Below are 21,895 nucleotides of genomic sequence, written 5' to 3' on the forward strand. Positions count from 1 at the left end.
AAACTCGGCGAGAAATGATCGCCGGCAGACGGGAAATCATGATATCCCCTTTGCTGGTCAGACCGCCAGTGTGAGTCCCTAGAATTCAGGGACGGTATGGAACCTAACTTGACCCGCTGATCTGCGGTCAGGGGAAGAGGAGTGAAGGATGAGAGCATGGATCCTGCTGGCCTTGGCCATCAGTCAGGGCGCCTGGGCGCTGGCGCCTTGTGAGCGCGAGACGCAGGTCGGCAGCTGGTGCGAGGTGAACATAGATCAGTTGCATCCAACCCAGGGCGGTGTTGGCCAGATCCAGGTCGACAACACGCAAGCAAAGCTGCTGGGGAAAAGTGCCAAGCAGCTTGATAAAGTGATGAAAAAGAAAGAGATCCCTATCGTCATAGCACCGGATGGCGGCTACTGGCTGGTGGACAGGCATCACCTCACCAAGGCGCTGTGGCAACTGGGGGTGAAGCAGGCCAGGGTCAAGGTGATAGCGCGGCTGCAGGACAAGTCCAGCTTATGGAGCCAGATGCAGGGTAATCACTGGGCCTGGCTCAAGGATGAGAAGGGCGCCCCTCTGACACCGGAGCAGTTGCCTGCCCATATTGGCGACTTGCCCGATTACCCCTACCGGACTGTGGCGGGCATGCTGCAGGATGCGGGTTATTTCGAGAAGCGGGATCAGGTCTATTTTGTCGAGTTTGCCTGGACCAGCTGGCTCGGCCAGCAGCTGAACTGGCTACCGGTCGATGGCGCCAGCTTGATGGAACGTCTCAATCAGGCCAAACGGTTGGCGTGCAGCAGCAAGGCCAGTGATCTGCCCGGTTATCCCGGCAAGCAGTGTCGGGTCAACCAGTCACGCAGCGGCAGCTGAATCAGGGGAACAGCAGGTCGAGTAAGGGGCGCCCGGGCGCCCCTTACTCGTGTTTTTACTCCTGTTCGGCTGAGCGCCAGCGAGCGGCGGCCTGTTCCAGCAGCGCCACCTCTCCTTGCTGGATCAGCGGCAGCAGGGCTTGCACCTGCTCATCCGGCCAGTCCCACCAGGCCAGCGTTTGCAGCCGTGTTGTTTCTTGCACAGTAAAGCGCTGGCGGATCACCCTGGCGGGCGTACCCGCCACCATGCAGTAAGGTGGCACGTCCTGTGTCACCAGGCTGCGGGCGGCGATAATGGCGCCATCCCCGATAGTGACCCCCGGCATTATCATGGCGTCCATCCCGATCCAGACATCGTTGCCGATACGGGTATCGCCGGCGGGGCGGTAGCTGCGCTTGAGGGCATCCAGATCGGCAAACGGATAGGTGCTGATAAACGCCGGGTTGTGGGTGTGGTTGCCTCCCATGATGATCTTCACGCCCGCGGCGATTTGCACGTAGTCGCCGATATGGAGCCTGTCTATGTGCCAGAGCGGCTCCCAGCCGGTGTCGGGTGATCGGCTCCAGTTGTCACCGTGCAGATAGCGCACGGCCTCCTCTTCAAAAGGACCGTCCCAGGCCCCCGAGTAGTAGCTGTGCTGCCCCTTGAGGCTGATGTTGGGATTGGTCACCGTCAGATGCAGGTACTCGACCTGCGACCAGTGTTGGCAGTGCTTCATGGCTATGTTCCTCGTTCAATGGATAAAGGGATAAATGGCGCGAGGAGCGCAGCTAATAGATCCAGACCAGCAGGCGGGGCACGCACAGTGTCGAGCAGCCGAGCGCCTGGGGTAAACGGGGTCGCAACATGAAAAGGGGATCCTGACAGTGGAGGCCAGATGATGGGACCGGATGGTAAGACATGAGAAGGGCGATGCCAACCGGTTGAACGCCTTGCTGGTCAAATCCTGCACAAAAGGTCAGGTTGATATTCATTCTCAACTGGGCATGATAAGGATCCCACCCATAGACTCGGGAGATCAGCATGACCCATCATATCTGGCAGCGTTACATGCTGGAGGCGGAAAACGCACTGGGCGCGGGGGCGCTGGGTGCGGCTATTTGCCTCTATCAGCAAGCCCTTGCCGAAGTGTACGAACTGGCCAGCGATGATCTGGATGAGCTGGCCAGCATGCGGGTGGCCACCTGCCATCGACTGGCGGATTTCTGGCGCGCCATGGAAGAGCCAGCCTATGAGCTGCGCTACCTCAAGCTTGCCTCCGAGCTGGTGACGGCGCTGGTGCCCCAGTGCCCGAACCGGGAGTGCGAGTCCCTTGTCAGCGAGCTGGGTTGCTGCCAGGCGGCGCTCATCTCCTTCCTCAAGCGCCACCCCAATCCCGAGATCGCCCGACTGATCCAGCTGCAGGACAAGGTACAGGGCTGCGAGCTGATAGGTCGTTTTCGTCTCAACTGAGGATCAGGCCCTGGGTTTGAGCCTTTGCGCTATCCTGTGTTGCGCCTCTTCCCCCTGCAAGGCGAGGGAGAAGGCGCGCGCCTCCAGATCGATGACGAAGTGCACCGCCTGTTTCAGCTCCTGTTTGAGCAGTGCCTTGCTCTTTTGCAGCGCCTTGGGCGGCTTGGCCGCCAGCTTCAATCCCTGATCCCGAGCCAGTGCCAGCAGCTCGTCGGCGGCAACTACCCGGTTGGCCAGACCCAGGCGCAGTGCTTCATCAGCATCGATGGCCTCGGCCAGCAGCAAGAGTTCCGCCGCCTTCAGATGACCCACGGCGCGGGGCAGCAGCAGGCTGGAGGCAAACTCCGGCACCACCCCCAGTTCGACGAACGGCAGTTGCAGCCGGGCATTATCCCCCAGATAGACAAGATCGCAGTGCAGCAGCAAGGTGGTGCCGATCCCGACGGCAGGGCCACCGACGGCGGCGATGACGGGCTTGGGAAAATCCGCCAGTGTGTGCAGGAACTGCAGTATGGGGTCATCGGCATCCAGACTCGATTTGCCCATGAAGTCCGCCAGATCGTTGCCGGCGGTGAAACAATTGCTTTGTCCCTGTATCAGCAACACGTGTACGGCGTCATCTTGTGTCGCTTGCCGCAGTGCCTGAGTGAGCGCACGATACATGTCGGTATTGAGGGCATTGCGCTTGTCGGGGCGATTGAAGGTCAGGGTGAGCAAGCCATCCTGCTGCTCGGCAACGATAATGGGGTCCATGTCTAAATCCTTGTTATCACAGGCTGCCAAAAGATTACTGCTGCGGTAAGCTTCACGGCGTTTAACAACATCATAAAAGGATTTCAACCATGTTTAAACGTGCGTTTTACTCCCTGCTGGCGCTCGGTCTGGCCGCACCGGCCCTGGCCAAGGTCGAAGCCGTCGATGGTTATGTGCGCCTGTTGCCTCCGGGATCTCCCAATACCGCGGCTTTTCTGGTGCTGAAAAATGACGCCGACAAGCCGGTGAAGCTGGTGGCCGCGGCCTCGCCCGAGGTGGGGCGCGCCGAGCTGCACACCCATCTGCATGAAAATGGCGTCATGAGGATGCGCCAGGTCGAGAGCATAGCAATCCCGGCCAAGGGGGAAGTGGCACTGAAACCCGGCAGCTTTCATGTGATGTTGTTCGAGGTGCGCGAGTTGTCACAAGGCACTCCTTTCCCGCTGACCCTGACCATGGATGATGGCCAGACGCTGGAATTGAGCCTGCCAGTGAAGCCGATTGAACCCATGGCAGGGATGCAGCACTGACATTAATGGACGCTTGTTCAGCTTTTTGCACTGTGTATTCCCGCCACACTGGGTAAAATGATGGCCTTTCCAGTCCATAAGAGAGTGAAATGATGAAGAAGACCTTGATTGCCGGTTGTGTGCTGGCCCTGTTCAGCCAGGCTGCCATGGCCGCTGATGACTGGCGTATCGCTGCCGGTGCCGATGTATGGAACGCTCAGGGCAGCGGCCAGATTGACGGTATCGGGGCCAACGGCAGCTATGACGAGAACTACAACTGGAGCGGCTACCTGCAACTGGAGCACGGTATCATTCTGCTGCCCAACGCCAAGTTCGAGATCTCCGATTTCGGTACCAGCGGTGGTGCCCTCAACAACGATCTGATGGCCTACGACCTGAGCCTCTACTATCGCCTGTTCAACAACGACCTGTTCCAGATCGATCTGGGCCTGACCGGTCGTCGTTACGATGGCGATTTCAACACCCAGCACTACTCCTATGACAAGGATGTGCTGATGGCTTACACAGGTGCCGAAGTGCGCATTCCGGGTACCGGCTTTGCCGCCTTTGGCGATGCCCGCGTGCAGGATGCCGACAACTATGACTACCGTCTGGGTGGCTCCTACAAGTTTGCTGCCGTACCTCTCAAGGTCCGTGCCGGCTGGCGTGATGCGAGCATTGACTTCGATCGCGTTGATCAGCGTGTAGATGGCTGGTTCATCGGCGGCGAATTCACATTCTGATCTGACTGACAGGAGCTGATAATGGGTCACATCATAGTGACGGGGGCCGGGTCCGGTCTGGGCCGAGCCCTGACCATAGGACTGGTTGAACGGGGCCATCAAGTCTCCATGATGGGGCGTCGTTATCAGCGACTGCAGCAGCAGGAACTACTGCTCGGGAGTGCCGTGATCGGCATAGTCGCCGATCTGGCGCACCACGAAGACGTGGATGTGGCGTTTGCCGCTGCCGTGGAGTGGGGTGGTCTGCCGGAGCTGGTGCTGCACTGTGCCGGCACCGGCGAGTTCGGCCCGGTTGGTGTCTACACCGCCGAGCAGATCCGCCGGGTGATGGAGAGCAATCTGGTCTCCACCATACTGGTGGCCCAGCAGACGGTACGTCTCATCGGCGAGAGGGGCGGCGTGCTGGCCAATGTGCTCTCCTCCGCTGCTCAGGTAGGCAAGGCCAACGAGAGTCTCTACTGTGCTTCCAAGTGGGGCATGCGCGGCTTTCTGGAGTCCTTGCGTGCCGAGCTCAAGGATTCTCCATTGCGACTGGTGAACCTCTATCCGAGCGGGATCCGCAGCGAATTCTGGGACAACTCGGATCACGTCGACCCGAGCGGTTTCATGACACCGGAAGATGCGGCCGCCTACATGCTGGATGCGCTGGAAGCCAGAAGCAGCTGTCATGTGACCGACCTCTTTATCGGTCGCAACTAGGCCCCGTCGTCAGCCAGTACGCCACTGCTGTGATGCACTTCCAGGCCCGCTGCCCACCTCTGGGCAGCGGGCCTTATCACAAGCGCCCAGATGGCGCATCGAGTTGCCTCACGTCAAACACGGGCTGCAGCTCCTCGAATGCCTTGCTTCCCACCGCCTGCCAGGCGCCCGTTCAACCTCTTCCCGCTACTCCAATCTCCCCAACATCATTTGCACGCCTGCTGTTTATGGCTGACTCACCAGTTCCTTCATCAAGTCTTTCAGCCATATCAGTGCGGGTTGCTGCGCATGCACCGGGTGCCAGACACAGTTGAGATGGTAATCCGGCACATCCGCAGGCAGGGGCAGGCTTTTCAGCGGCCAGTGGTTGGCGAGCAGCTCGGCCACCATGCTGGGCAGCACCAGCAGGTGGTCGCTCTGGCTGACGATGGTCGCTGCCGACATATAGCTCTGGCTGTTGACCGAGATGGTGCGGCTGTGGCCCAGGGTGCTGAGGTAGCGATCCAGACTCGCCTCCGAGGTGCCCAGCGGCGAGTGGAACACATGGGGCATCTCGATAAGCTGCTGCAAGGTGATCCGCTCTTCCTCCAGCTCCAGAGTGGCGCGCACCAGACCGGCCAGGGGCTCGGTGAGCCAGGTCTCCTTGCCCAGATACCTCGGCACCTGCATGTATTCGTCAAACCCCAGCACCAGATCGATCTCGCCGCTCGCCAGCTCGGCTTCCGGCAGGGTATCGCGCAGTATGCGGATTTCTATGGTGACGCCGGGTGCCAGCTTCTTGAGGCGCTGCATAAGTGGCGGGATCAGCACGCACTCCACATAGTCAGTGGTACAGAGCACGAAGCGGCGTTTGGACTGGCTCGGTTCGAACACCTCCTCGTCGCTCAGTTGCTGCTCCAGCAGCCGCAGCGCCTGCTGTACCCCCAGATGCAGTCGCTGGGCGCGGGGAGTGGGCAGCATGCCTTGCGGGGTTCGGACCAGCAGCGGGTCGCCAAAGAAGGTGCGCAGCCGGCCGAGGGCGTGGCTCATGGCGGGCTGGCTGATAAACAGTACTTCGGCGGCGCGGGTGACACTGCCCTGTGTCATCAGGGCGTCAAAGGCGAGCAGCAGATTGAGGTCGAGCTGGTGCAGTTTCATGGAGGGATTATTTGCCTTGTTTATGGGACAATCAATCCTATTCATTTGATGGATGTGAGCGCAACTTCTTACACTGCGGCCACACTCATTTTTTCCCGGGTGCGCCAGGCGGTTGCGCAGCCGATGACCAACTGGTGGGCCGTCCGGCACGCTGCCGGGGCGAGCGACCGCCCGTTTCCCCTCTTACCGGCCCTGTGAGGCCCGCAAGGATATTGCGATGAGCATCAAGACTATTGATTCCACCCCTGCTGCTGACGGCTTCACCATGCCTGCCGAGTGGGCGCACCAGCAGGCCGTCTGGATGATCTGGCCGTTTCGCCCGGACAACTGGCGTGAGGCCGGTCGCTTCGCGCAAGCCACCTTCGCCAAGGTAGCCGATGCCATAGGGCAGGCCACCCCTGTCTTTATGGGCGTGCCCGCCCAGTTTATGGAGCAGGCCCGCGCCATCATGCCCGCTCATGTGACCCTGGTCGAAATGGCCAGTGATGACTGCTGGGCCCGCGACACTGGCCCGACCGTGGTCACCAACGCCGCTGGCGAGTGCCGTGGTGTGGATTGGGGTTTCAACGCCTGGGGCGGCCACAAGGGCGGGCTCTACTATCCCTGGGATCAGGATGAAAAAGTGGCGGCCCAGATGCTGGAACAGCACGGCATGGATCGCTACGACGCGCCGCTCATTCTGGAAGGGGGCTCCATCCACGTCGATGGCGAAGGCACCTGCCTGACCACAGCCGAGTGCCTGCTCAACGAAAACCGCAACCCGCACCTGAGCAAGGAGCAGATCGAAGCTTATCTGCGTGACTATCTGGGCGTGAAGAGCTTTATCTGGCTGGACGAGGGCGTCTACATGGACGAAACCGACGGCCACATCGACAACATGTGCTGCTTCGTGCGCCCGGGTGAAGTGGCCCTGCACTGGACCGACGATCAGAACGACCCCCAGTACACCCGCTCCCTGGCCGCCCTCAAGGTGCTGGAAGCGGTGGTCGATGCCAAGGGCCGCAAGCTGAAAGTGTGGAAGCTGCCCCAGCCGGGCCCGCTCTACTGCACTGAAGAGGAGTCTGCCGGTGTCGAGAGCGGTACCGGCGTGCCGCGCGAGGCTGAAGGTCGTCTGGCCGGTTCCTATGTGAACTTCCTCATCACCAACGATCGCATCGTCTACCCGCTGCTGGATGCCGCCACCGATGGCGAAGCCCAGCGCATTCTGGAAGAGATTTTCCCGCAGCATAAAGTGGTCGGCGTACCGGCTCGCGAGATCCTGCTGGGAGGTGGCAATATTCACTGCATTACTCAGCAAATCCCTTCTGGTCAGTAAGCTGGCCGAAGAGTGTAGAAATTCAAAACCCCACGCAGTGGGGTTTTATCTCTTGCTTGCGTGATGGTCGCAGGCGCTGATGCCGCGACCACCATTACAAACAGTCACCCTTTTACAGGAGATCCAAATGATCGAAGTGACCGAGGTTTCCATTGCCGAGCTGCGCGGTGCGCTCGAATCAGGCCGCACCACAGCGGTCGAACTGGTCAAGGCCTATCTGGCCCGTATTGCCGCCTATAACGGCTCCGAGACACAAACCCGCCTCAATGCCGTCGTGGTGCACAACCCCGACGCGCTGAAAGAGGCGCAAGATTCTGATGCCCGCCGTGCCCGTGGTGAAACCCTGAGTCCGCTCGACGGCATCCCCTACACCGCCAAAGACAGCTATCTGGTCAAGGGGCTGACTGCCGCCTCCGGCAGCCCTGCCTTCAAGGATCTGGTGGCCCAGCGTGATGCCTTTACCGTTGAGCGGCTGCGGGCCGCAGGTGCCATCTGCCTGGGCAAAACCAATATGCCGCCGATGGCCAATGGCGGCATGCAGCGCGGCGTCTATGGCCGTGCCGAGAGCCCCTATAACGCCGACTACCTGACAGCGCCCTTTGCCTCCGGCTCCTCCAACGGTGCCGGTACCGGCACCGCCGCCAGTTTCTCCGCCTTCGGTTTGGCGGAAGAGACCTGGTCGAGCGGTCGTGGCCCTGCCTCCAACAACGGTCTGTGCGCCTACACCCCGTCCCGTGGCGTCATCTCGGTGCGTGGCAACTGGCCGCTGACCCCGACCATGGATGTTGTTGTGCCCTACGCCCGCACCATGGCTGATCTGCTAGAAGTGCTCGATGTGGTAGTGGCCGACGATACCGAGACCCGTGGCGATCTGTGGCGCATGCAGCCCTGGGTCAAGATCCCCAAGGCCTCCGAGGTGCGTCCGGCTTCTTATCTTGAGCTGGCCGCAAAGCCTGATGCTCTCAAGGGCAAGCGCCTCGGCGTGCCGCGCATGTTTATCAACAAGGATGAACTGGCCGGCACCAGCGACAACCCCGGCATCGGCGGCCCGACCGGTCAGCGGATCCATACCCGTCCGTCGGTGATCGCCCTGTGGGAACAGGCCCGTCAGGCGCTGGAAGCCGCTGGCGCCGAGGTCATCGAAGTGGACTTCCCGCTGGTCTCCAACTGCGAAGGGGACAGACCCGGCGCGCCGACCGTGTTCAATCGCGGCATCGTTTCACCTGAGTTTCTCAATGACGAGCTGTGGGAGCTCTCCGGCTGGGCATTCGACGACTTCCTGCGCGCCAATGGCGATCCCAAGCTCAATAAATTGGCCGATGTGGATGGCCCCAAGATCTTCCCCCACGATCCGGGCACCTTGCCGAACCGCGAGGGGGATCTGGCGGCCGGTATGGACGAGTACGTCAATATGGCCAAGCGCGGCCTCAAGCGTTTTGACGAGATTGCCTCCGTGCCGGACGGCCTGCGTGGCCTTGAAAAGACCCGCAAGCTGGATCTGGAGGATTGGATGGACGAGCTCAAACTCGACGCCGTGCTATTCCCCACAGTCGCCGACGTCGGCCCGGCTGACGCGGACGTGAATCCGGCCTCCGCCGATATCGCCTGGAGCAACGGCATCTGGGTCGCCAACGGTAACCTCGCCATTCGCCATCTCGGTGTGCCGACCGTCACAGTCCCCATGGGCGTCATGGCAGATATCGGTATGCCGGTGGGCCTGACCTTCGCCGGTCGCGCTTATGACGACAATAACCTGCTGCGCATCGCCTCGGCCTTCGAGTCCACCGGCAGCAAGCGTCTGGTGCCGCCGCGTACGCCGCCGTTGGGGGAATATTAGTTAGGAGGAACTCCTGTGCTAGCCCTACGATGACGAAATAAAAACCACCTGCCATGTAGGTGGTTTTTATTTTCAGTATCACAATTGGTTACAATGCAATAATTTTTGCGGCTTCTTAATGAACTTGCTAATGACTATGTTGAACATTGATAAGTCACACGTTTCTTTTGATTAGAATTTTATTTCTGGGTGCTTTTCTTTTATTTTTGGGATTATTTCATTTAAAAAGCAAAAAACCAAACCACAAATGCTGATGGCTTTTTCTGCATGTCTATCTGTTGATATTATTACATAGGTTGATTGCAAACATGCGGATGAACGAGGGAATATGATTCTATGCATCACTTGAACATTTCCAATGACATATGACTTTATATGCATAAATGCGTTCAGGGCATTATGATAATCAGTTTCCCAATTTCCTGGGTTATTACTACTAATGCTTACAATTAAATTGTTAATGTTATTGAAGTTGTCTTTTCTAAAACCACATAATTCATTTACTTTTCTTGCATGAAAAGAAAACTCAATCAGGCTGTTAGTAATCACTTCATTCCAAGGTAAGCTCCATTCGGATGGAAATACAGAGCCTGTAAATGCGAATAGTTGCAATGCATGCTTTCTTGCTTCTGAAATATGTATTTCTGCAAGTCGTTGGTTGTCTTTTGTAATCATTTTGGCTCTTGCTTTATATAAATTAAAAGTAATGTTATGTAGGGTTGGATAATATTTTCAGGGTGTTTGTGTTTTTTAAAATACTTGTTATTGTATTTGTTTTGACATTTTTTTCAATATGACAATGGGGCCTTAGGTTAGCGAAGCATATTTTTGAGAGGGCTGTAGGTTCGAATAGCGAAGCGTATTCGGACGATCGCGAGCAGGTCGTGGCCGAGGGGGCGCTGATATTCAGAGTTTTCTGCCGGTATTGCCATGACTCGGTGCGCGGCGGTAAACGGACGATTACGCTGCGCTAATCGACCCTACATTATGGAGCTTATTGTTACCTCCCCCTCATCCCCAGCCCTTCTCCCGCAAGGGGATAAGGGAGCAAATATGCTCCGCTGATTGGGCGTCGGCGGTGTGGTGCGGGTGAGTATGAGTGGCTTGGCGTTGGCTCGGGCCTAACCCTCTCCCTCGGGAGAGGGCTAGGGTGAGGGGCCGCAATCAGTGTTGTAGGTTCGAATAGCGAAGCGTATTCGGACGATCGCGAATAGGTAGTGGCTGAGAGGCAGCTGATATCCAGAGTTTCCTGCCGGTCTTGCCATGACTTGATGCTCTGCGGTAAGCGGACGATTACGCTGCGCTAATCGTCCCTACAGCAATGCGCTGATTGCATGTTTTGACCATTTACCTCTCTCCATTTTCCACACAGCCAACCGCCATTTTTGCCGTGGTTCGCTACCTCTTCCATCCTGATTTTTCTGAATTCCACCTGACTTTCCCCAGACTTCACCTTCTCTTCACAGAACCCCATTTTCCCTTCACAAATCCCCCGTATCTTCTGCCCACTGCGTAAAGGGCCCAGCTTGTCACAGGGGTGGCGAGGGGCTGGTTGTATCGAGGGAGCAAGATGATGAAAGGTTGGATAAAGTGTGGATTGGCCGGGGCCGTGGTGCTGGTGGCGAGTTTCTGGGGCGGCAGCGTGCATGCGGCGGCGATATCGCTTACTCAGGTGAGTGGCCCCGTGTATGTCGTAGAAGATAACTACTACGTCAAAGAGAACTCCATGGTCTATTTCGGGGCCAAAGGGGTGACTGTGGTGGGGGCGACCTGGACGCCGGATACCGCCCGCGAGCTGCACAAGCTGATCAAACGGGTCAGCAACAAGCCTGTGCTGGAGGTCATCAACACCAACTACCACACGGACAGGGCAGGGGGGAACGCCTACTGGAAGTCCATCGGTGCCAAGGTGGTCTCGACCCGCCAGACCCGGGATCTGATGAAGAGCGACTGGGCCGAGATCGTCGCCTTTACCCGCAAGGGGCTGCCGGAGTACCCGGACTTGCCGCTGGTGCTGCCGAACGTGGTGCACGATGGCGACTTCACCCTGCAAGAGGGCAAGGTGCGCGCCTTCTACGCGGGCCCGGCCCACACGCCGGACGGTATCTTTGTCTACTTCCCTGACCAGCAGGTGCTCTATGGCAACTGCATCCTCAAGGAGAAGCTAGGCAACCTGAGCTTTGCCGATGTGAAGGCTTATCCGCAGACGCTGGAGCGACTCAAGGCCATGAAGCTGCCCATCAAGATTGTGGTTGGCGGTCACGACTCGCCGCTGCATGGCCCAGAGCTTATCGATCACTACGAGACGCTTATCAAGGCCGCGCCGCAGGCATAAAGAGCCAGGGCGAAGAGATAACAAGAGACGCCTCACCCTTGACAGGTGCTGGCCAGAGAAAACGCCCGAGCGGGCGTTTTCCTGTTTTCAGCGCACCGGATTTTCTGTGGCTGATTTCCGAGTCTTGCCGACCGGCAGCTGACTCCCGGCATTAAGGCTGTTCAAGCCGGGTGCGCTTTCATAAGATGGATTTCTCTCTGGCCAGGCAGTAACAAGCAATTGATATGCAATATAAATCCCTCGAGCGGCTGAAGCAGGCCTTTGTCACCGGTATGTGGGCCTCGCTCGCCAGCATCATCATTGGTTTCGCCTTCAAGGTGTGGCTTGCGCAGTGGGTGGCCAAGGGGGACCTGGCGCTGTTCAACAGCGTGGTGGATCTCATCTCCCTCTCCCTCATCCTGATGACGGGTTTTCGCTCCTCCATGGTGGTGAGCTACTCCCAGACCAAAAACGACAGAGACATCATCAATATCTTCCGCTACTTCCTCATCGGCATTGTGCTGCTCACCTGGGGGATTGTGATCCCCTATATCAAGCACGGGCTACATATCCGGGTGGAGTATCTGCAACTGGTGGGGATCATCTTCGGCCTGGGGCTCAAGGTCTACTTCACCAATCTGGTGGCCATGTACCGCATGTATGACATTTCCAACAAGGTCACCTGGCTGGAGCCGCTCGCCAACGCCCTGATGTTTATGGCCTGCTACTTCGGACTGGGGATGGATGCACTCTCGTCGCTCTTCTATGGGCTGACGCTCTCGTCGCTGGGCATTGCCCTCTATATGTATCTTTATCGCCGCCGGGACATCGCCACCCGACCGCTCGCCAAAGTCGAACTCGGCCCCGAGATGCGCAGCTATGTGAAGAAGAGCTTTACCGCCTCGCTGGAGGCGGGGGCCAGTATCCTGATGATTTACATTACCGTGCTGCTCACCATACGCCACTTCAGCATCGATGAGCTGGGGGATTTCCAGGTGGTGGTGCGCCCCATCTTCACCTATATGACGCTGCTGTTTGTCTTCCCCATCTACCGCTTCGTGCTGCCGGAGCTGGCGGTCAATCTGCGCAACGGCGATCACCGCCAGATCAGGATGATCCGCCGCTGGATCTTCCGCCTCTCCGCCATCGTCAGTCTGGCGTTCTTTGTGCTGATGCTGCTGGCGGGCAAGCCACTGGTGTTGCTGCTGTTCCCCGTCGACTATGTGGGCGCCGTGCCCGTGCTGTTCCACTTCTCCATCTTTTTCATCTTCATGATGCTCAACGGCTATCAGCTCGCCTATATCAAGGCCCATGGCCACTTTACCCAGAGCCTGCTGATCCGGCTGGCGGGCATAGTGGCGCTGGTGGCGGCCTACTATCTGGTGGCCCGCTTCACCACCAATGTGGTGGCCATTATCGTGGCGCTCGGCCTCGGCTATATGGCGATGTTTATTCTCTCCACCCTGGCAGAGCGGCAGATCCTGAAATCCCTGCCATTGGTGCTGGCGACCCGCTAGGATGTTACTCGCCAAGGGTGGCGCTGGTCTGTATTGGATAATAAAAAACGCCCATGCGGGCGTTTTTTTATTGGTGGCGCAGGGGCGGCTTAACGCTTGCCCTTGCCGCTCTTGTTACCGCCGCCGAGGGCCTGTTTTCTGGCTCTCTGTTTCTGGGCGGCCTTGCCGCTGCGGCGCGGCTCGGGTTCGAAACGGGTGAGGTCTGGCTCAAAGCCCGGGAACCACTGCTGGGGCAATCGGGTGTCGAGCACAGCTTCCACCTTCTCCAAGAGCGGCGCATCTTCCGGGCTAAAGAGAGTGATGGCGAGCCCCTTGTTGCCGGCGCGGCCGGTGCGACCGATACGGTGGACGTAATCTTCGGCCACAAAGGGGAATTCGAGGTTAATCACGTAGTTGAGATCGCTGATATCGAGACCGCGGGCCGCCACGTCGGTGGCGACCAGCGCCTGCAAGGTGCCGGCGCGAAACGCCAGCAGCACTTTTTCTCGCGCGCTTTGCGACAGATCGCCGTGGAAGGCGAGCGCATTGATGCCCGCCTTGCCCAGCTGCTGGGCCAGCTTGTCGGCCCCCTGCCGGGTACGGCTGAAGATAAGTACGGGCGCCCAGCCCTTCACCTTGATCAGGTGCTCCACCAACGCCAGCTTGCGCTCGCCATCCACCGCATAGACCCGCTGCTCCACCTCGGCCGCCGTTGTGTTGCGCGGTGCCACTTCAATCAGTTCGGGGTCGCGCAGCAATACGCGGCTCAAGGCATAGAGGTTGTCATCGCAGGTGGCCGAAAAGAGCAGGGTCTGGCGATCTGCCGGTATCTGTTTGAGCAGCGCCTTGATCTCGTCCATAAAGCCCATGTCGAGCATGCGGTCCGCCTCGTCAAACACCAGATGGTCGAGGTGCTCAAGGCTCAAGGCCCCCTGACGCAGATGGTCGAGTAGCCGACCTGGGGTGGCGATCAGCAGATCCACCCCGGCTTGAAGCGCCTCCACCTGGGCGGCTATGCTGACCCCGCCGTAGACCAGGGCGCTGGTGAGGCTGGTGCCCTGACCGTAGCGTGTCACGCTCTCAAAGACCTGCACCGCCAGCTCGCGGGTCGGCACCAGCACCAGGGCGCGGATGGGGCGGGGTGCGTCGCTCGCCGGGTGTTGCATCAGTTGTTCCAGCAGCGGCAGCACGAAAGCGGCGGTCTTGCCTGTGCCGGTCTGGGCCCCCGCCATCAGATCCCGTCCCGCCAGAATGGTGGGGATGGCGCGAGCCTGAATGGGAGTGGGCGCGGCATAACCGAGCTCGCTCAGGGTCTGCTGCAGACGGGGGGATAGGGCCAGTTCGGCAAAGGAGGCAATGGACATAGAAGGCACCAGTGTGGGGTTATCGCGGCCAGCGGCCACGATGGAAACAATCATAGTGGCCGGCATGGTAACAGAAGTGGGGGCATGGGCAGAAGGCGGGGGAAGGGGACTGGCCTCTATCCCTCGCCATATTCCTCTGCTCGGGCTCGGGAGCTGCGCCATGGCGAGCAGCTCCCTGTGCTGGAACACTCTGTGCTGGTTAGCGGCAGTGAAACACCTCTTCCAGCGCATCCACCACGGCGCGCACCCGGCTGGCCTTCTGCAGGTCGGGGTGGAGCACCAGCCAGATGTCGACCGGATCGCTGAGGGCGGGCAGTACCCGTACCAGCTCAGTTTCTTTGTCTGCCAGAAAGGTGGAGAGCAGCGCTATTCCCAGCCCCTGACGGGCCGCCGCCAACAACAGCAGCTGGGCATTGCACTGCAGCACCACGTTCGGTTCGTGCAGCGGCTCCCCGCACAGGCTGTGCCAGTGGCGGGAGACCAGCTCTTTGGCAAACAGCAGCAGGGCATGCTGGCTCAGGCCAAGGCCGCACTTGGGCGTGCCGTGTCTGGCCAGATAGTCGTGAGAGGCGTAGAGCCCCATCTCTATGGTGGTGAGGCGTTTGATCACCAGCTCGTCGTTGTCGGGGCGCAGGCCCCGAATGGCGAGATCGGCTTCGAGACAGGCGATATCACTGACGTTGACCGCCGTCTGCAGGCTGAGACGAATGCCGGGATGGCGCTCGCGCAGCAGGGCGAGGGCAGGCAGCACGAAGGCTTGTGCCAGGGTGTCGGTAGTGGCGATGCGTACCTCGCCGCACAGGCTCTGATCCCCAGCGCTTGCCTTGCGCTCTATGGCCTGGATGGCCTGCTCCATGGCGCTGGCATCGGCCAGCATGGTTTCGCCGAGCGGGCTTAGATCATAGAGTTTTGGTGTGCGGATAAAGAGTTTGGAGCCCAGATTCTGCTCCAGCGCCGTGATGCGTCGCCCGACGGTAGCCTGATCGACCCCCAGCACCCCGGCCGCGCCGCGCAGTGTGCCCTGTCTTGCCAATGCCAGAAAAAAACGCGCGTCATCCCAGTTGATCATCGAGCCTCCCACTCAAGTTCCCCCCGCGGGGGCGAGCCCATTAGAAGCCAGCACAGGCGGGATCACAAGCCGAGTGTGACCTGGTGTGCGTGCAAATAGATGCCGATCGCATGCATTATTGAAGCCGCATGATGCATTTGTGCTGCTGTCGGCGGCGCTGTGCGGGCGCTATCATGGCCGCCTCTCACCAGCGGGGTTTGGCCCCGCGCCCATCGGAGCCGTGCATGTCATCACCCTTGTCTACCCCCGGGCCCTGCCAGTCGGGCGCTGCCCATGGCGCCATTCTGCTGTTTCTGCCGCTGGCCCTGATGTCGGCGCTGCTCAACAGCAGCGTGCCTACGCCGCTCTATCCCCACTATCAGCAGATGCTGGCGTTGAGCGATGTGAGCCTCACCCTGATTTATGGTGGCTATGCGGCTGGCGTGCTGATCTCGCTGTTCGGAGTGGGCAATCTGGCGGGCCGGGTGACGGACCTGCGTGCCATGATATTGCCTGCGCTGCTGGCGGTGCTGGGTGGAGCTCTGCTCTTCTCCTTGGCCGATTCGTTCTGGTCGCTGCTGCTGGCGCGGGTCTTGGCCGGCATTGGCACGGGGGCGCTGACCGGTGCTGCCAATGTGGCGCTGTTGCGCTTCGGTCCCCGGGATGGCGGCAAGCGGGCGGCGCTCAGTGCGACCCTCTCTTTCACCGCTGGGCTGGCGCTCGGCCCGGTATTCAGCGGCTTGGCGCTGCAACTGGACTTTTATCCGACTCAGCTGCCCTTCCTGCTCATCATGGGACTGGCGACCTGCGCCATGGTCGGCTTTGTGCTGAGCTGGCCCGCCAGCGCACGAGCACAGCCGCCAGTGGCATCGGGGCAAGGCAAGGGCTCCTTGGGGGAGGGGCTGAAGGCCACGGGGGCAGCGTTCTTCCTCTGCGCCTTGGCTCTGTTTACCGCCTGGGCGGTGGCGGCCAGTTTGCTGGCAATCGGCCCCAAGGTGGCGAGCCAGTTGCTGGGGATGCGGGATCTCGGCCTGTTCGGCTATCTCATCGCCGCCTATCTGGTGTTCTCCGGCCTGTGCCAGCTATGGGCTCGCCGCCTCGATGCCCGCCACACACTGCAGAGCGGCTGCCTTGCCCTGGCGCTCAGCGTGCTGCTGTTTACCGGCGCCGTTCACTATCAGTCGTTGTGGCTGGCAGGGTTCGGGCTGCTGGTGTCCGGTTATGCCCAGGGCGCCGCGTTTGTCGGCAGCGCGACTTTGGTCAATCGCATTGCCCCCAGTGCCAGCCATGCCCGGCTGGTGTCGCTCTTCTATGTGATCGCCTATGTGGCCAACTGGGTACCTGTGCTGCTGGGCTGGGTGAGCGACAGCGTCGGCCTGCTGGCAGCGGTGGATGTGCTTGCCGTCGGCAGCATTCTGATCAGTCTTGGGCTGGCCTGGGTTGTGTCGCGAACCCGCTTCGAGCGAGCCGCAGCCTGAGCCATTTATCCGCCAGCACTTACTCCGCCACGACTACCCGTTTGGCATCCAGGTGGTGCATCCATTCGCGCAGGATCAACAACACGGCGGCAAAGTGCCGTCCCTTGGGCAAGTGAGCCGCCGCCAGCGGGTCCCCTTCCACCATGGCGGCAAACTGGCCGAACAGCTGCTCAATGCTCTCCCGGCTCAGCTCATGGCTGCCGAGCTCGCTAGCCAGCGGGATCGGGCTGTGCAGCGTCACCAGCTCGTGGGCCGGAATGCGGGCCGCCAGCGGCATGAGCGCATCTTCCACCACCATGATGGCCCGTTCCAGCTCGTGCGCCGTCGGCGGATCCTGGCGAAATGGCCCCGGTGTCATGGCGTCGAGACCAAATGCCAGCTTGTAGGTGATGGTGATGCCATCGGCCTGGGTGATCAGCACCTTGCTGATCTGTTCACCCAGATTCAACGCCAGGGTGGGGGCTTGGGGTCTGGTCATGTTGCTTCCTCTGTGATCCCGTCACGGCAAAGCCTATCCATACACCCGCCAGCATGCACTGGCGAGTGCTTTTCTGTTCCCCCCATACAGGTGAAAGGGCTTGCAATGCTGATGACAGGTGGCATTCTAGATGTCTAAATGGCTGTTCTTGTTCATCTATCACGATTCAGGAGTTCTGATATGGATATTCGCACCGCTCCCCGGGCCCTTGTGCTCGCCCTCCTGCTGGCCAGCGGCATCGCCGCCGCCAACGAGGCCTTGGTGATCCAGACTGATTTTGGCCTCAAAGATGGCGCAGTGTCAGCCATGAAGGGGGTTGCCTTCGGGGTAGACCGCACTCTGCCGCTCTATGATCTGACCCACGAGATACCGGCTTACAACATCTGGGAAGGGGCTTACCGCCTCTATCAGACCCTGCAGTATTGGCCCAAGGGCACTGTGTTTGTCAGCGTGGTAGATCCCGGTGTGGGCACAGATCGCCACTCTGTGGTGCTCAAGACCAGGAGCGGCCACTACATAGTCACCCCGGATAACGGCACTTTGACCCTGGTGGCCGAGCACTTCGGCATAGACGCTGTGCGTCAGATCGATGAGAAAACCAACCGCCTCAAGGGCTCCGAGAAGTCTTACACCTTCCACGGCCGCGATGTTTACGCCTATACGGGCGCCCGGCTCGCCTCCGGTGCCATCAGCTATGAGCAGGTGGGCCCGCTGCTGCCTGCCGACGTGGTGAAGATCCCTTATCAGCCGGCAGTGGCCGAGAAAGATGGCACCCTCAAGGGCACAATCCCGATCCTGGATGTGCAGTACGGCAACGTCTGGACCAATATCGACGAGACACTGCTGACCCAGGTGGGGGTCAACAAGGGGGACAAGGCCTGTATCAAGATCAGTGAAGGGGATGTGGTCAAGTATGACGGCAAGGCGCCCTACGTCAGCAGCTTCGGCGACGTGCCGGAAGGCCAGCCGCTGGTCTACCTCAACAGCCTGTTGCAGGTCTCGGTTGCCCTCAACATGGACAGTTTCGCCGCCAAACATCAGGTGCAGTCGGGTGCCAACTGGCATATCAGTTTGAAAAAGTGTTCATGATCCGGATTGAATAGCAGAGATAGAAATAGCAACGGGCGCTTCGGCGCCCGTTTTGTTGTCTGGCAATCAGGCAGATCAGAACTCGTTTGAGAGCGCCTTGTAACCTTTGACCAGGTCTATGTTGGTGTGAGCCACATCTTCGGAAAACTCGGTGGCATCCACAGTGACTCTGGGGATCTCGGCCAGATCGCTCTGCTGGTTGATGCGGGTCGTGGAGGGCACATAGAAGCCGGGGGGCAGATCGCAGCCATCCACCACAGAGTTGTGGCGCACTACTGAACCTTCACCAATATGGCAGTTGAACAGCACGCTGTTGAAGCCGATGAAGACCCGGTTACCGACTTCGCAGGGCCCGTGCACTATGCTGCGGTGGGCGATGGAGGTGTACTCGCCTATGGTGACGGCAGCGCCGGACTTGGAGTGGATCACCACCCCGTCCTGAATGTTGGAGTTGGCGCCGATGACGATGGGCTCCATGTCGCCATTGGCATCCACCTCGTCGGCGCGGATCACTACATAGGGGCCGACAAACACGTTTTCCTTGATGATCACCTTGCCACAGATGATGGCTGTCTTGTCGATATAGGCGGACTCGTCGATGACCGGCAGGTGGCCGGATGGATTCTTGCGGATCATGTTGCATCCTGTTGAAGATGAAATCGGGATGGGGAAAGGGCGAGGCATGAGGGCCTGCCGGTGGGTCAGCTTACGCCTGTGGAACGGGAGGGGGAACCCTTTACTGGTCTGACCCCCAGGGGCGCGCTGTCATCTTGCCGGGGTGTTCCCTCTTCTCAAAATATGGGAGCATGACGTCTGCCGACGGGGCTGCGCTGCCGCATTGGCACTCTTTTGATATAACGCTGGAACCCAAGATGAAAATGATTGTTGTGCTGCTCGGCACTCTGCTGCTCTCCCCCTTGTACTCTTCTGCCGTACAGGCCAAGGGGCAAGCGGGCGAGTTTGACTATTACGCCCTGGCGCTCTCTTGGTCGCCGGAGCATTGCGCCATCAAACCGGCTGATCGGGATCAATGCTCCCGCCAGCTGGACTTCGTGTTGCACGGCCTCTGGCCCCAGTACCAGCGCGGCTACCCGAGCAGCTGTTCTCGCGAGCGGCTGGATCCTGACATGGAGCAGCAGTTTGCCGGGCTCTACCCCAGCCGCTTTCTCTATCGCCATGAGTGGGAGAAACACGGTACCTGCTCAGGCCTCAGCCAGCGCCAGTATCATCAGCTTGCCAGCGACCTGCGTCAGAAGGTGAAGATCCCGGCCGCGTATCAGTCCCCTGCCGAGCCTCTGCGCAAAAGCCGCTTCCAGCTCAAGGCGGATCTGGCCAGTGCCAACGACTGGCTGGCGCCAGACAACATCACGGTTGCCTGTGCCGACGGCGGTCGCTTCCTGCGGGAGGTCTACATCTGCATCAACAAGGAGGGGACGGATGCCGTCACCTGTTCCGACGAGATGCAAAAGCGTGAACTGCGCTCCTGCGGTCAGCCGGACTTCCTGCTGCGCAGCGTGCGCTGATCACTCTCTATCTTCATCGGGCCCCTTGCGGGCCTGATGTTCAAATACAGCCATAGGAAAGGAGTCTGGGCAATGACCGACATGAAACAGTTCTCGGCACAGGAACGAAGCTTGCTGCTTGGGGTGAAAGGGGTGGGGCCCACCGTCATAGGGCGGCTCGAACAGCTGGGTTACCACACACTGAGCGAGCTGGCCGGGGCGGATACAGCCCATATAGTCCAGCTGGTGGCCAGCATGCTGGGGTCGACCTGTTGGCAGAACAGCCCGCAGGCCCGCGGCGCCATTGATGGCGCCATAGCGCTGGCGCGCAGCCAGGTCGCTGCTGTTTCGGACTGTACGCGGGGTACATAGCCATGAAGCTGTTTGCAGAGCTCGGGATGCGTTATCCCATCATTCAGGCCCCCATGGCGGGAGTGCAAAACAGTGCGCTGGCGCTGGCCGTCACCGGCGCGGGTTGTCTGGGCTCCTTGCCGGCGGCCATGCTCAGTCCGACTGACCTGCGAAGCGAGCTCGCTCGGCTTGCCGCCAGCGGTCTGGGGCCATTCAACATCAACTTCTTCTGTCATCAGCAAGGGGATCCCGATCCCCAGCAGGTTGCACGCTGGCAACAGGCGCTGGCGCCTTTTTATGCCGAGTTCGGTGTGAGTACAGATGCTGTATCGAGTGGGTCAGGTCGTGCCCCGTTCAACGCCGAGCATGCCGCCATCCTGACCGAGTTCAACCCCGCCGTAGTCAGCTTCCATTTCGGCCTGCCCGAACCGGGCCTGCTGGCCCGGGTGAAAGCCACGGGAGCAAAAGTGTTTGCCAGTGCGACCACGGTAGCAGAAGCGAAGTGGCTGGCCCGCCATGGCGCCGATGCCATCATAGCGCAGGGACTGGAGGCCGGCGGCCATCGCGGCCATTTCCTCAATGAGGATCTCGCCTTGCAGCAAGGTACCTTTACCTTGCTGCCACAAATAGTCGCGGCGGTAGAACTGCCGGTCATCGCTGCCGGTGGCATAGTCGATGGCAAAGGTATCAGGGCCGCCCTGGCGTTGGGCGCCAGCGCCGTCCAGATGGGAACTGCCTTCCTCTGCTGTCATGAGGCGACGACCTCTGCCCTGCATCGAGTGGCTATTCATTCGACTCGGGGCCAGCATACGGCCCTGACCAACTTGTTCAGCGGCCGCCCGGCGCGAGGGATAGTCAACCGGCTGATGCAGGAGCTGGGCTCGCTCTCGGATCTGGCACCTGACTTCCCCCATGCCAGCAGCGCGCTGGCACCGTTGCGTGCGGCAGCTGAAAAGGTGGGTGATAGTGGCTTCTCGCCATTGTGGGCGGGGCAGAATGTATCGGGTTGCCGTGACCTCCCGGCCGCCGAGTTGATCGCCGCATGGGTGAAAGAAGCGGGCCTGGCGTGATCGCTTCTTTATATAGGTAGATGAGCGGGAGGGGCGGCATGCAAGGAGTGGCACTTCCAATGGCTAAATGTGGGGCACTCATGATGCCAATAGTGCCGTTTTACGGCATTTCTGTGGATAAGTTTGTACAAAAGCTGTGGTTGGTTATGAATAACTAAAAAAGTGCCGATTTTTGCAGTTTTATTGCATTGCGACCCTTGCCAACGCGATCAATCTCTCTATAATGCGCCACATCGACAGGGCAAGCGGCAACGCAAACAAGCCAGTCGGTGCCTCGAAAAGCCTTTGAAAATAAGGCTTGACTCGAGAAGGCGGTTGAGTAGAATTCCACTCCCGCAGCAACACACTGTTGCGTCGCTCTTTAACAATTTGAATCAAGCAATCTGTGTGGGCACTCACAGCAT

23 protein-coding genes are annotated in these 21,895 nt (G+C 59.7%); 14 read left to right on the forward strand and 9 right to left on the reverse strand.

The features are described from left to right. The first annotated feature begins 148 nt into the window (after positions 1–148). Entirely contained in the window at positions 149–856 is a 708-nt protein-coding gene (locus GWQ29_RS12765; RefSeq protein WP_275919571.1) for a ParB-like protein, read from the forward strand. A gap of 55 nt (positions 857–911) precedes the next feature. Here the strand turns inward: GWQ29_RS12765 and GWQ29_RS12770 are convergent, their stop codons facing one another. Continuing rightward, positions 912–1,574, reverse strand: coding sequence for a CatB-related O-acetyltransferase (locus tag GWQ29_RS12770; RefSeq protein ID WP_275907610.1), 663 nt, complete (start codon positions 1,572–1,574; stop codon positions 912–914). 305 nt (positions 1,575–1,879) lie between these two features. On the opposite strand from GWQ29_RS12770, the gene GWQ29_RS12775 reads away from it, so the two are divergent. Continuing rightward, positions 1,880–2,308, forward strand: coding sequence for a DUF2753 family protein (locus tag GWQ29_RS12775; RefSeq protein WP_005320494.1), 429 nt, complete (start codon positions 1,880–1,882; stop codon positions 2,306–2,308). 3 nt (positions 2,309–2,311) lie between these two features. Here GWQ29_RS12775 and GWQ29_RS12780 read toward each other — a convergent pair whose 3' ends face one another. Continuing rightward, positions 2,312–3,061: an enoyl-CoA hydratase-related protein gene (locus GWQ29_RS12780; protein ID WP_275907609.1), complete on the reverse strand. Its 750-nt coding sequence runs from the start codon at positions 3,059–3,061 to the stop codon at positions 2,312–2,314. An 89-nt stretch (positions 3,062–3,150) separates the two neighbouring features. Between GWQ29_RS12780 and GWQ29_RS12785 the strand changes: the two genes are divergently transcribed. From GWQ29_RS12785 to GWQ29_RS12795, 3 genes are all read left to right on the forward strand, one after another. Beyond that, positions 3,151–3,591, forward strand: a complete 441-nt coding sequence (locus GWQ29_RS12785) for a copper chaperone PCu(A)C (RefSeq protein ID WP_005320497.1) — start codon at positions 3,151–3,153, stop codon at positions 3,589–3,591. A gap of 92 nt (positions 3,592–3,683) precedes the next feature. Continuing rightward, on the forward strand, positions 3,684–4,313 hold the full coding sequence (locus GWQ29_RS12790; RefSeq protein ID WP_034283590.1) for a TIGR04219 family outer membrane beta-barrel protein: 630 nt from the start codon (positions 3,684–3,686) through the stop codon (positions 4,311–4,313). 21 nt (positions 4,314–4,334) lie between these two features. Next, positions 4,335–5,012 carry an SDR family oxidoreductase gene (locus tag GWQ29_RS12795; protein WP_125729987.1) on the forward strand — a complete coding sequence of 226 codons (678 nt, stop codon included), beginning with the start codon at positions 4,335–4,337 and terminating at the stop codon, positions 5,010–5,012. Between the two features lie 225 nt (positions 5,013–5,237). On the opposite strand, the gene GWQ29_RS12800 is transcribed toward GWQ29_RS12795, so the two are convergent. Further along, a complete protein-coding gene (locus GWQ29_RS12800; RefSeq protein ID WP_234577079.1) occupies positions 5,238–6,149 on the reverse strand; it encodes a LysR family transcriptional regulator in 912 nt (303 codons plus the stop codon). Between the two features lie 217 nt (positions 6,150–6,366). On the opposite strand from GWQ29_RS12800, the gene aguA reads away from it, so the two are divergent. Both aguA and GWQ29_RS12810 read left to right on the forward strand, forming a co-directional pair. Continuing rightward, positions 6,367–7,464, forward strand: coding sequence for an agmatine deiminase (gene aguA, locus GWQ29_RS12805; protein ID WP_265420618.1), 1,098 nt, complete (start codon positions 6,367–6,369; stop codon positions 7,462–7,464). Positions 7,465–7,591: 127 nt separating this feature from the next. Next, positions 7,592–9,301 carry an amidase gene (locus GWQ29_RS12810; protein ID WP_275919572.1) on the forward strand — a complete coding sequence of 570 codons (1,710 nt, stop codon included), beginning with the start codon at positions 7,592–7,594 and terminating at the stop codon, positions 9,299–9,301. 171 nt (positions 9,302–9,472) lie between these two features. Here GWQ29_RS12810 and GWQ29_RS12815 read toward each other — a convergent pair whose 3' ends face one another. Beyond that, positions 9,473–9,976, reverse strand: a complete 504-nt coding sequence (locus GWQ29_RS12815; protein WP_275919573.1) for a hypothetical protein — start codon at positions 9,974–9,976, stop codon at positions 9,473–9,475. An 898-nt stretch (positions 9,977–10,874) separates the two neighbouring features. On the opposite strand from GWQ29_RS12815, the gene GWQ29_RS12820 reads away from it, so the two are divergent. After that, positions 10,875–11,636: a CphA family subclass B2 metallo-beta-lactamase gene (locus GWQ29_RS12820; RefSeq protein WP_275919574.1), complete on the forward strand. Its 762-nt coding sequence runs from the start codon at positions 10,875–10,877 to the stop codon at positions 11,634–11,636. Positions 11,637–11,860: 224 nt separating this feature from the next. Beyond that, entirely contained in the window at positions 11,861–13,132 is a 1,272-nt protein-coding gene (locus GWQ29_RS12825; protein ID WP_275919575.1) for a hypothetical protein, read from the forward strand. An 89-nt stretch (positions 13,133–13,221) separates the two neighbouring features. Here the strand turns inward: GWQ29_RS12825 and GWQ29_RS12830 are convergent, their stop codons facing one another. After that, the gene (locus tag GWQ29_RS12830; protein ID WP_275919576.1) at positions 13,222–14,475 is read right to left on the reverse strand and encodes a DEAD/DEAH box helicase; all 1,254 of its coding nucleotides are present in this window, start codon (positions 14,473–14,475) and stop codon (positions 13,222–13,224) included. 199 nt (positions 14,476–14,674) lie between these two features. Further along, a complete protein-coding gene (locus GWQ29_RS12835) occupies positions 14,675–15,544 on the reverse strand; it encodes a LysR family transcriptional regulator (RefSeq protein ID WP_265420610.1) in 870 nt (289 codons plus the stop codon). 224 nt (positions 15,545–15,768) lie between these two features. Here GWQ29_RS12835 and GWQ29_RS12840 point away from each other — a divergent pair, with 224 nt between their 5' ends. Continuing rightward, positions 15,769–17,001, forward strand: coding sequence for an MFS transporter (locus GWQ29_RS12840; protein WP_275919577.1), 1,233 nt, complete (start codon positions 15,769–15,771; stop codon positions 16,999–17,001). Positions 17,002–17,020: 19 nt separating this feature from the next. Here GWQ29_RS12840 and GWQ29_RS12845 read toward each other — a convergent pair whose 3' ends face one another. Continuing rightward, positions 17,021–17,479: a hypothetical protein gene (locus GWQ29_RS12845; RefSeq protein ID WP_219590615.1), complete on the reverse strand. Its 459-nt coding sequence runs from the start codon at positions 17,477–17,479 to the stop codon at positions 17,021–17,023. 180 nt (positions 17,480–17,659) lie between these two features. Here GWQ29_RS12845 and GWQ29_RS12850 point away from each other — a divergent pair, with 180 nt between their 5' ends. Beyond that, positions 17,660–18,568 (forward strand): S-adenosyl-l-methionine hydroxide adenosyltransferase family protein, encoded by a 909-nt coding sequence (locus GWQ29_RS12850; protein WP_265448396.1) that lies wholly within the window; start codon positions 17,660–17,662, stop codon positions 18,566–18,568. 75 nt (positions 18,569–18,643) lie between these two features. On the opposite strand, the gene GWQ29_RS12855 is transcribed toward GWQ29_RS12850, so the two are convergent. Continuing rightward, positions 18,644–19,204, reverse strand: a complete 561-nt coding sequence (locus GWQ29_RS12855) for a carbonate dehydratase (RefSeq protein ID WP_005320532.1) — start codon at positions 19,202–19,204, stop codon at positions 18,644–18,646. 236 nt (positions 19,205–19,440) lie between these two features. On the opposite strand from GWQ29_RS12855, the gene GWQ29_RS12860 reads away from it, so the two are divergent. From GWQ29_RS12860 to GWQ29_RS12870, 3 genes are all read left to right on the forward strand, one after another. After that, positions 19,441–20,091 (forward strand): ribonuclease, encoded by a 651-nt coding sequence (locus GWQ29_RS12860; RefSeq protein WP_275919578.1) that lies wholly within the window; start codon positions 19,441–19,443, stop codon positions 20,089–20,091. 72 nt (positions 20,092–20,163) lie between these two features. Beyond that, positions 20,164–20,442 carry a helix-hairpin-helix domain-containing protein gene (locus tag GWQ29_RS12865; RefSeq protein ID WP_270688220.1) on the forward strand — a complete coding sequence of 93 codons (279 nt, stop codon included), beginning with the start codon at positions 20,164–20,166 and terminating at the stop codon, positions 20,440–20,442. 2 nt (positions 20,443–20,444) lie between these two features. Next, positions 20,445–21,491 carry a nitronate monooxygenase gene (locus tag GWQ29_RS12870; RefSeq protein WP_275919579.1) on the forward strand — a complete coding sequence of 349 codons (1,047 nt, stop codon included), beginning with the start codon at positions 20,445–20,447 and terminating at the stop codon, positions 21,489–21,491. Positions 21,492–21,671: 180 nt separating this feature from the next. On the opposite strand, the gene GWQ29_RS12875 is transcribed toward GWQ29_RS12870, so the two are convergent. Continuing rightward, the coding region (locus GWQ29_RS12875; RefSeq protein ID WP_275919580.1) for a hypothetical protein at positions 21,672–21,895 on the reverse strand (224 nt) is incomplete at its 5' end.

The organism is Aeromonas sp. 2HA2 (genome assembly GCF_029237345.1).
Taxonomy (GTDB): domain Bacteria; phylum Pseudomonadota; class Gammaproteobacteria; order Enterobacterales; family Aeromonadaceae; genus Aeromonas; species Aeromonas salmonicida.

Bases quoted from the DNA above. Each gene is read 5' to 3' on its own strand.
- GWQ29_RS12765 (WP_275919571.1), top strand. From the start codon at position 149: ATGAGAGCATGGATCCTGCTGGCCTTGGCCATCAGTCAGGGCGCCTGG.
- GWQ29_RS12770 (WP_275907610.1), bottom strand. From the start codon at position 1,574: ATGAAGCACTGCCAACACTGGTCGCAGGTCGAGTACCTGCATCTGACG.
- GWQ29_RS12775 (WP_005320494.1), top strand. From the start codon at position 1,880: ATGACCCATCATATCTGGCAGCGTTACATGCTGGAGGCGGAAAACGCA.
- GWQ29_RS12780 (WP_275907609.1), bottom strand. From the start codon at position 3,061: ATGGACCCCATTATCGTTGCCGAGCAGCAGGATGGCTTGCTCACCCTG.
- GWQ29_RS12785 (WP_005320497.1), top strand. From the start codon at position 3,151: ATGTTTAAACGTGCGTTTTACTCCCTGCTGGCGCTCGGTCTGGCCGCA.
- GWQ29_RS12790 (WP_034283590.1), top strand. From the start codon at position 3,684: ATGAAGAAGACCTTGATTGCCGGTTGTGTGCTGGCCCTGTTCAGCCAG.
- GWQ29_RS12795 (WP_125729987.1), top strand. From the start codon at position 4,335: ATGGGTCACATCATAGTGACGGGGGCCGGGTCCGGTCTGGGCCGAGCC.
- GWQ29_RS12800 (WP_234577079.1), bottom strand. From the start codon at position 6,149: ATGAAACTGCACCAGCTCGACCTCAATCTGCTGCTCGCCTTTGACGCC.
- aguA (WP_265420618.1), top strand. From the start codon at position 6,367: ATGAGCATCAAGACTATTGATTCCACCCCTGCTGCTGACGGCTTCACC.
- GWQ29_RS12810 (WP_275919572.1), top strand. From the start codon at position 7,592: ATGATCGAAGTGACCGAGGTTTCCATTGCCGAGCTGCGCGGTGCGCTC.
- GWQ29_RS12815 (WP_275919573.1), bottom strand. From the start codon at position 9,976: ATGATTACAAAAGACAACCAACGACTTGCAGAAATACATATTTCAGAA.
- GWQ29_RS12820 (WP_275919574.1), top strand. From the start codon at position 10,875: ATGAAAGGTTGGATAAAGTGTGGATTGGCCGGGGCCGTGGTGCTGGTG.
- GWQ29_RS12825 (WP_275919575.1), top strand. From the start codon at position 11,861: ATGCAATATAAATCCCTCGAGCGGCTGAAGCAGGCCTTTGTCACCGGT.
- GWQ29_RS12830 (WP_275919576.1), bottom strand. From the start codon at position 14,475: ATGTCCATTGCCTCCTTTGCCGAACTGGCCCTATCCCCCCGTCTGCAG.
- GWQ29_RS12835 (WP_265420610.1), bottom strand. From the start codon at position 15,544: ATGATCAACTGGGATGACGCGCGTTTTTTTCTGGCATTGGCAAGACAG.
- GWQ29_RS12840 (WP_275919577.1), top strand. From the start codon at position 15,769: ATGTCATCACCCTTGTCTACCCCCGGGCCCTGCCAGTCGGGCGCTGCC.
- GWQ29_RS12845 (WP_219590615.1), bottom strand. From the start codon at position 17,479: ATGACCAGACCCCAAGCCCCCACCCTGGCGTTGAATCTGGGTGAACAG.
- GWQ29_RS12850 (WP_265448396.1), top strand. From the start codon at position 17,660: ATGGATATTCGCACCGCTCCCCGGGCCCTTGTGCTCGCCCTCCTGCTG.
- GWQ29_RS12855 (WP_005320532.1), bottom strand. From the start codon at position 19,204: ATGATCCGCAAGAATCCATCCGGCCACCTGCCGGTCATCGACGAGTCC.
- GWQ29_RS12860 (WP_275919578.1), top strand. From the start codon at position 19,441: ATGAAAATGATTGTTGTGCTGCTCGGCACTCTGCTGCTCTCCCCCTTG.
- GWQ29_RS12865 (WP_270688220.1), top strand. From the start codon at position 20,164: ATGACCGACATGAAACAGTTCTCGGCACAGGAACGAAGCTTGCTGCTT.
- GWQ29_RS12870 (WP_275919579.1), top strand. From the start codon at position 20,445: ATGAAGCTGTTTGCAGAGCTCGGGATGCGTTATCCCATCATTCAGGCC.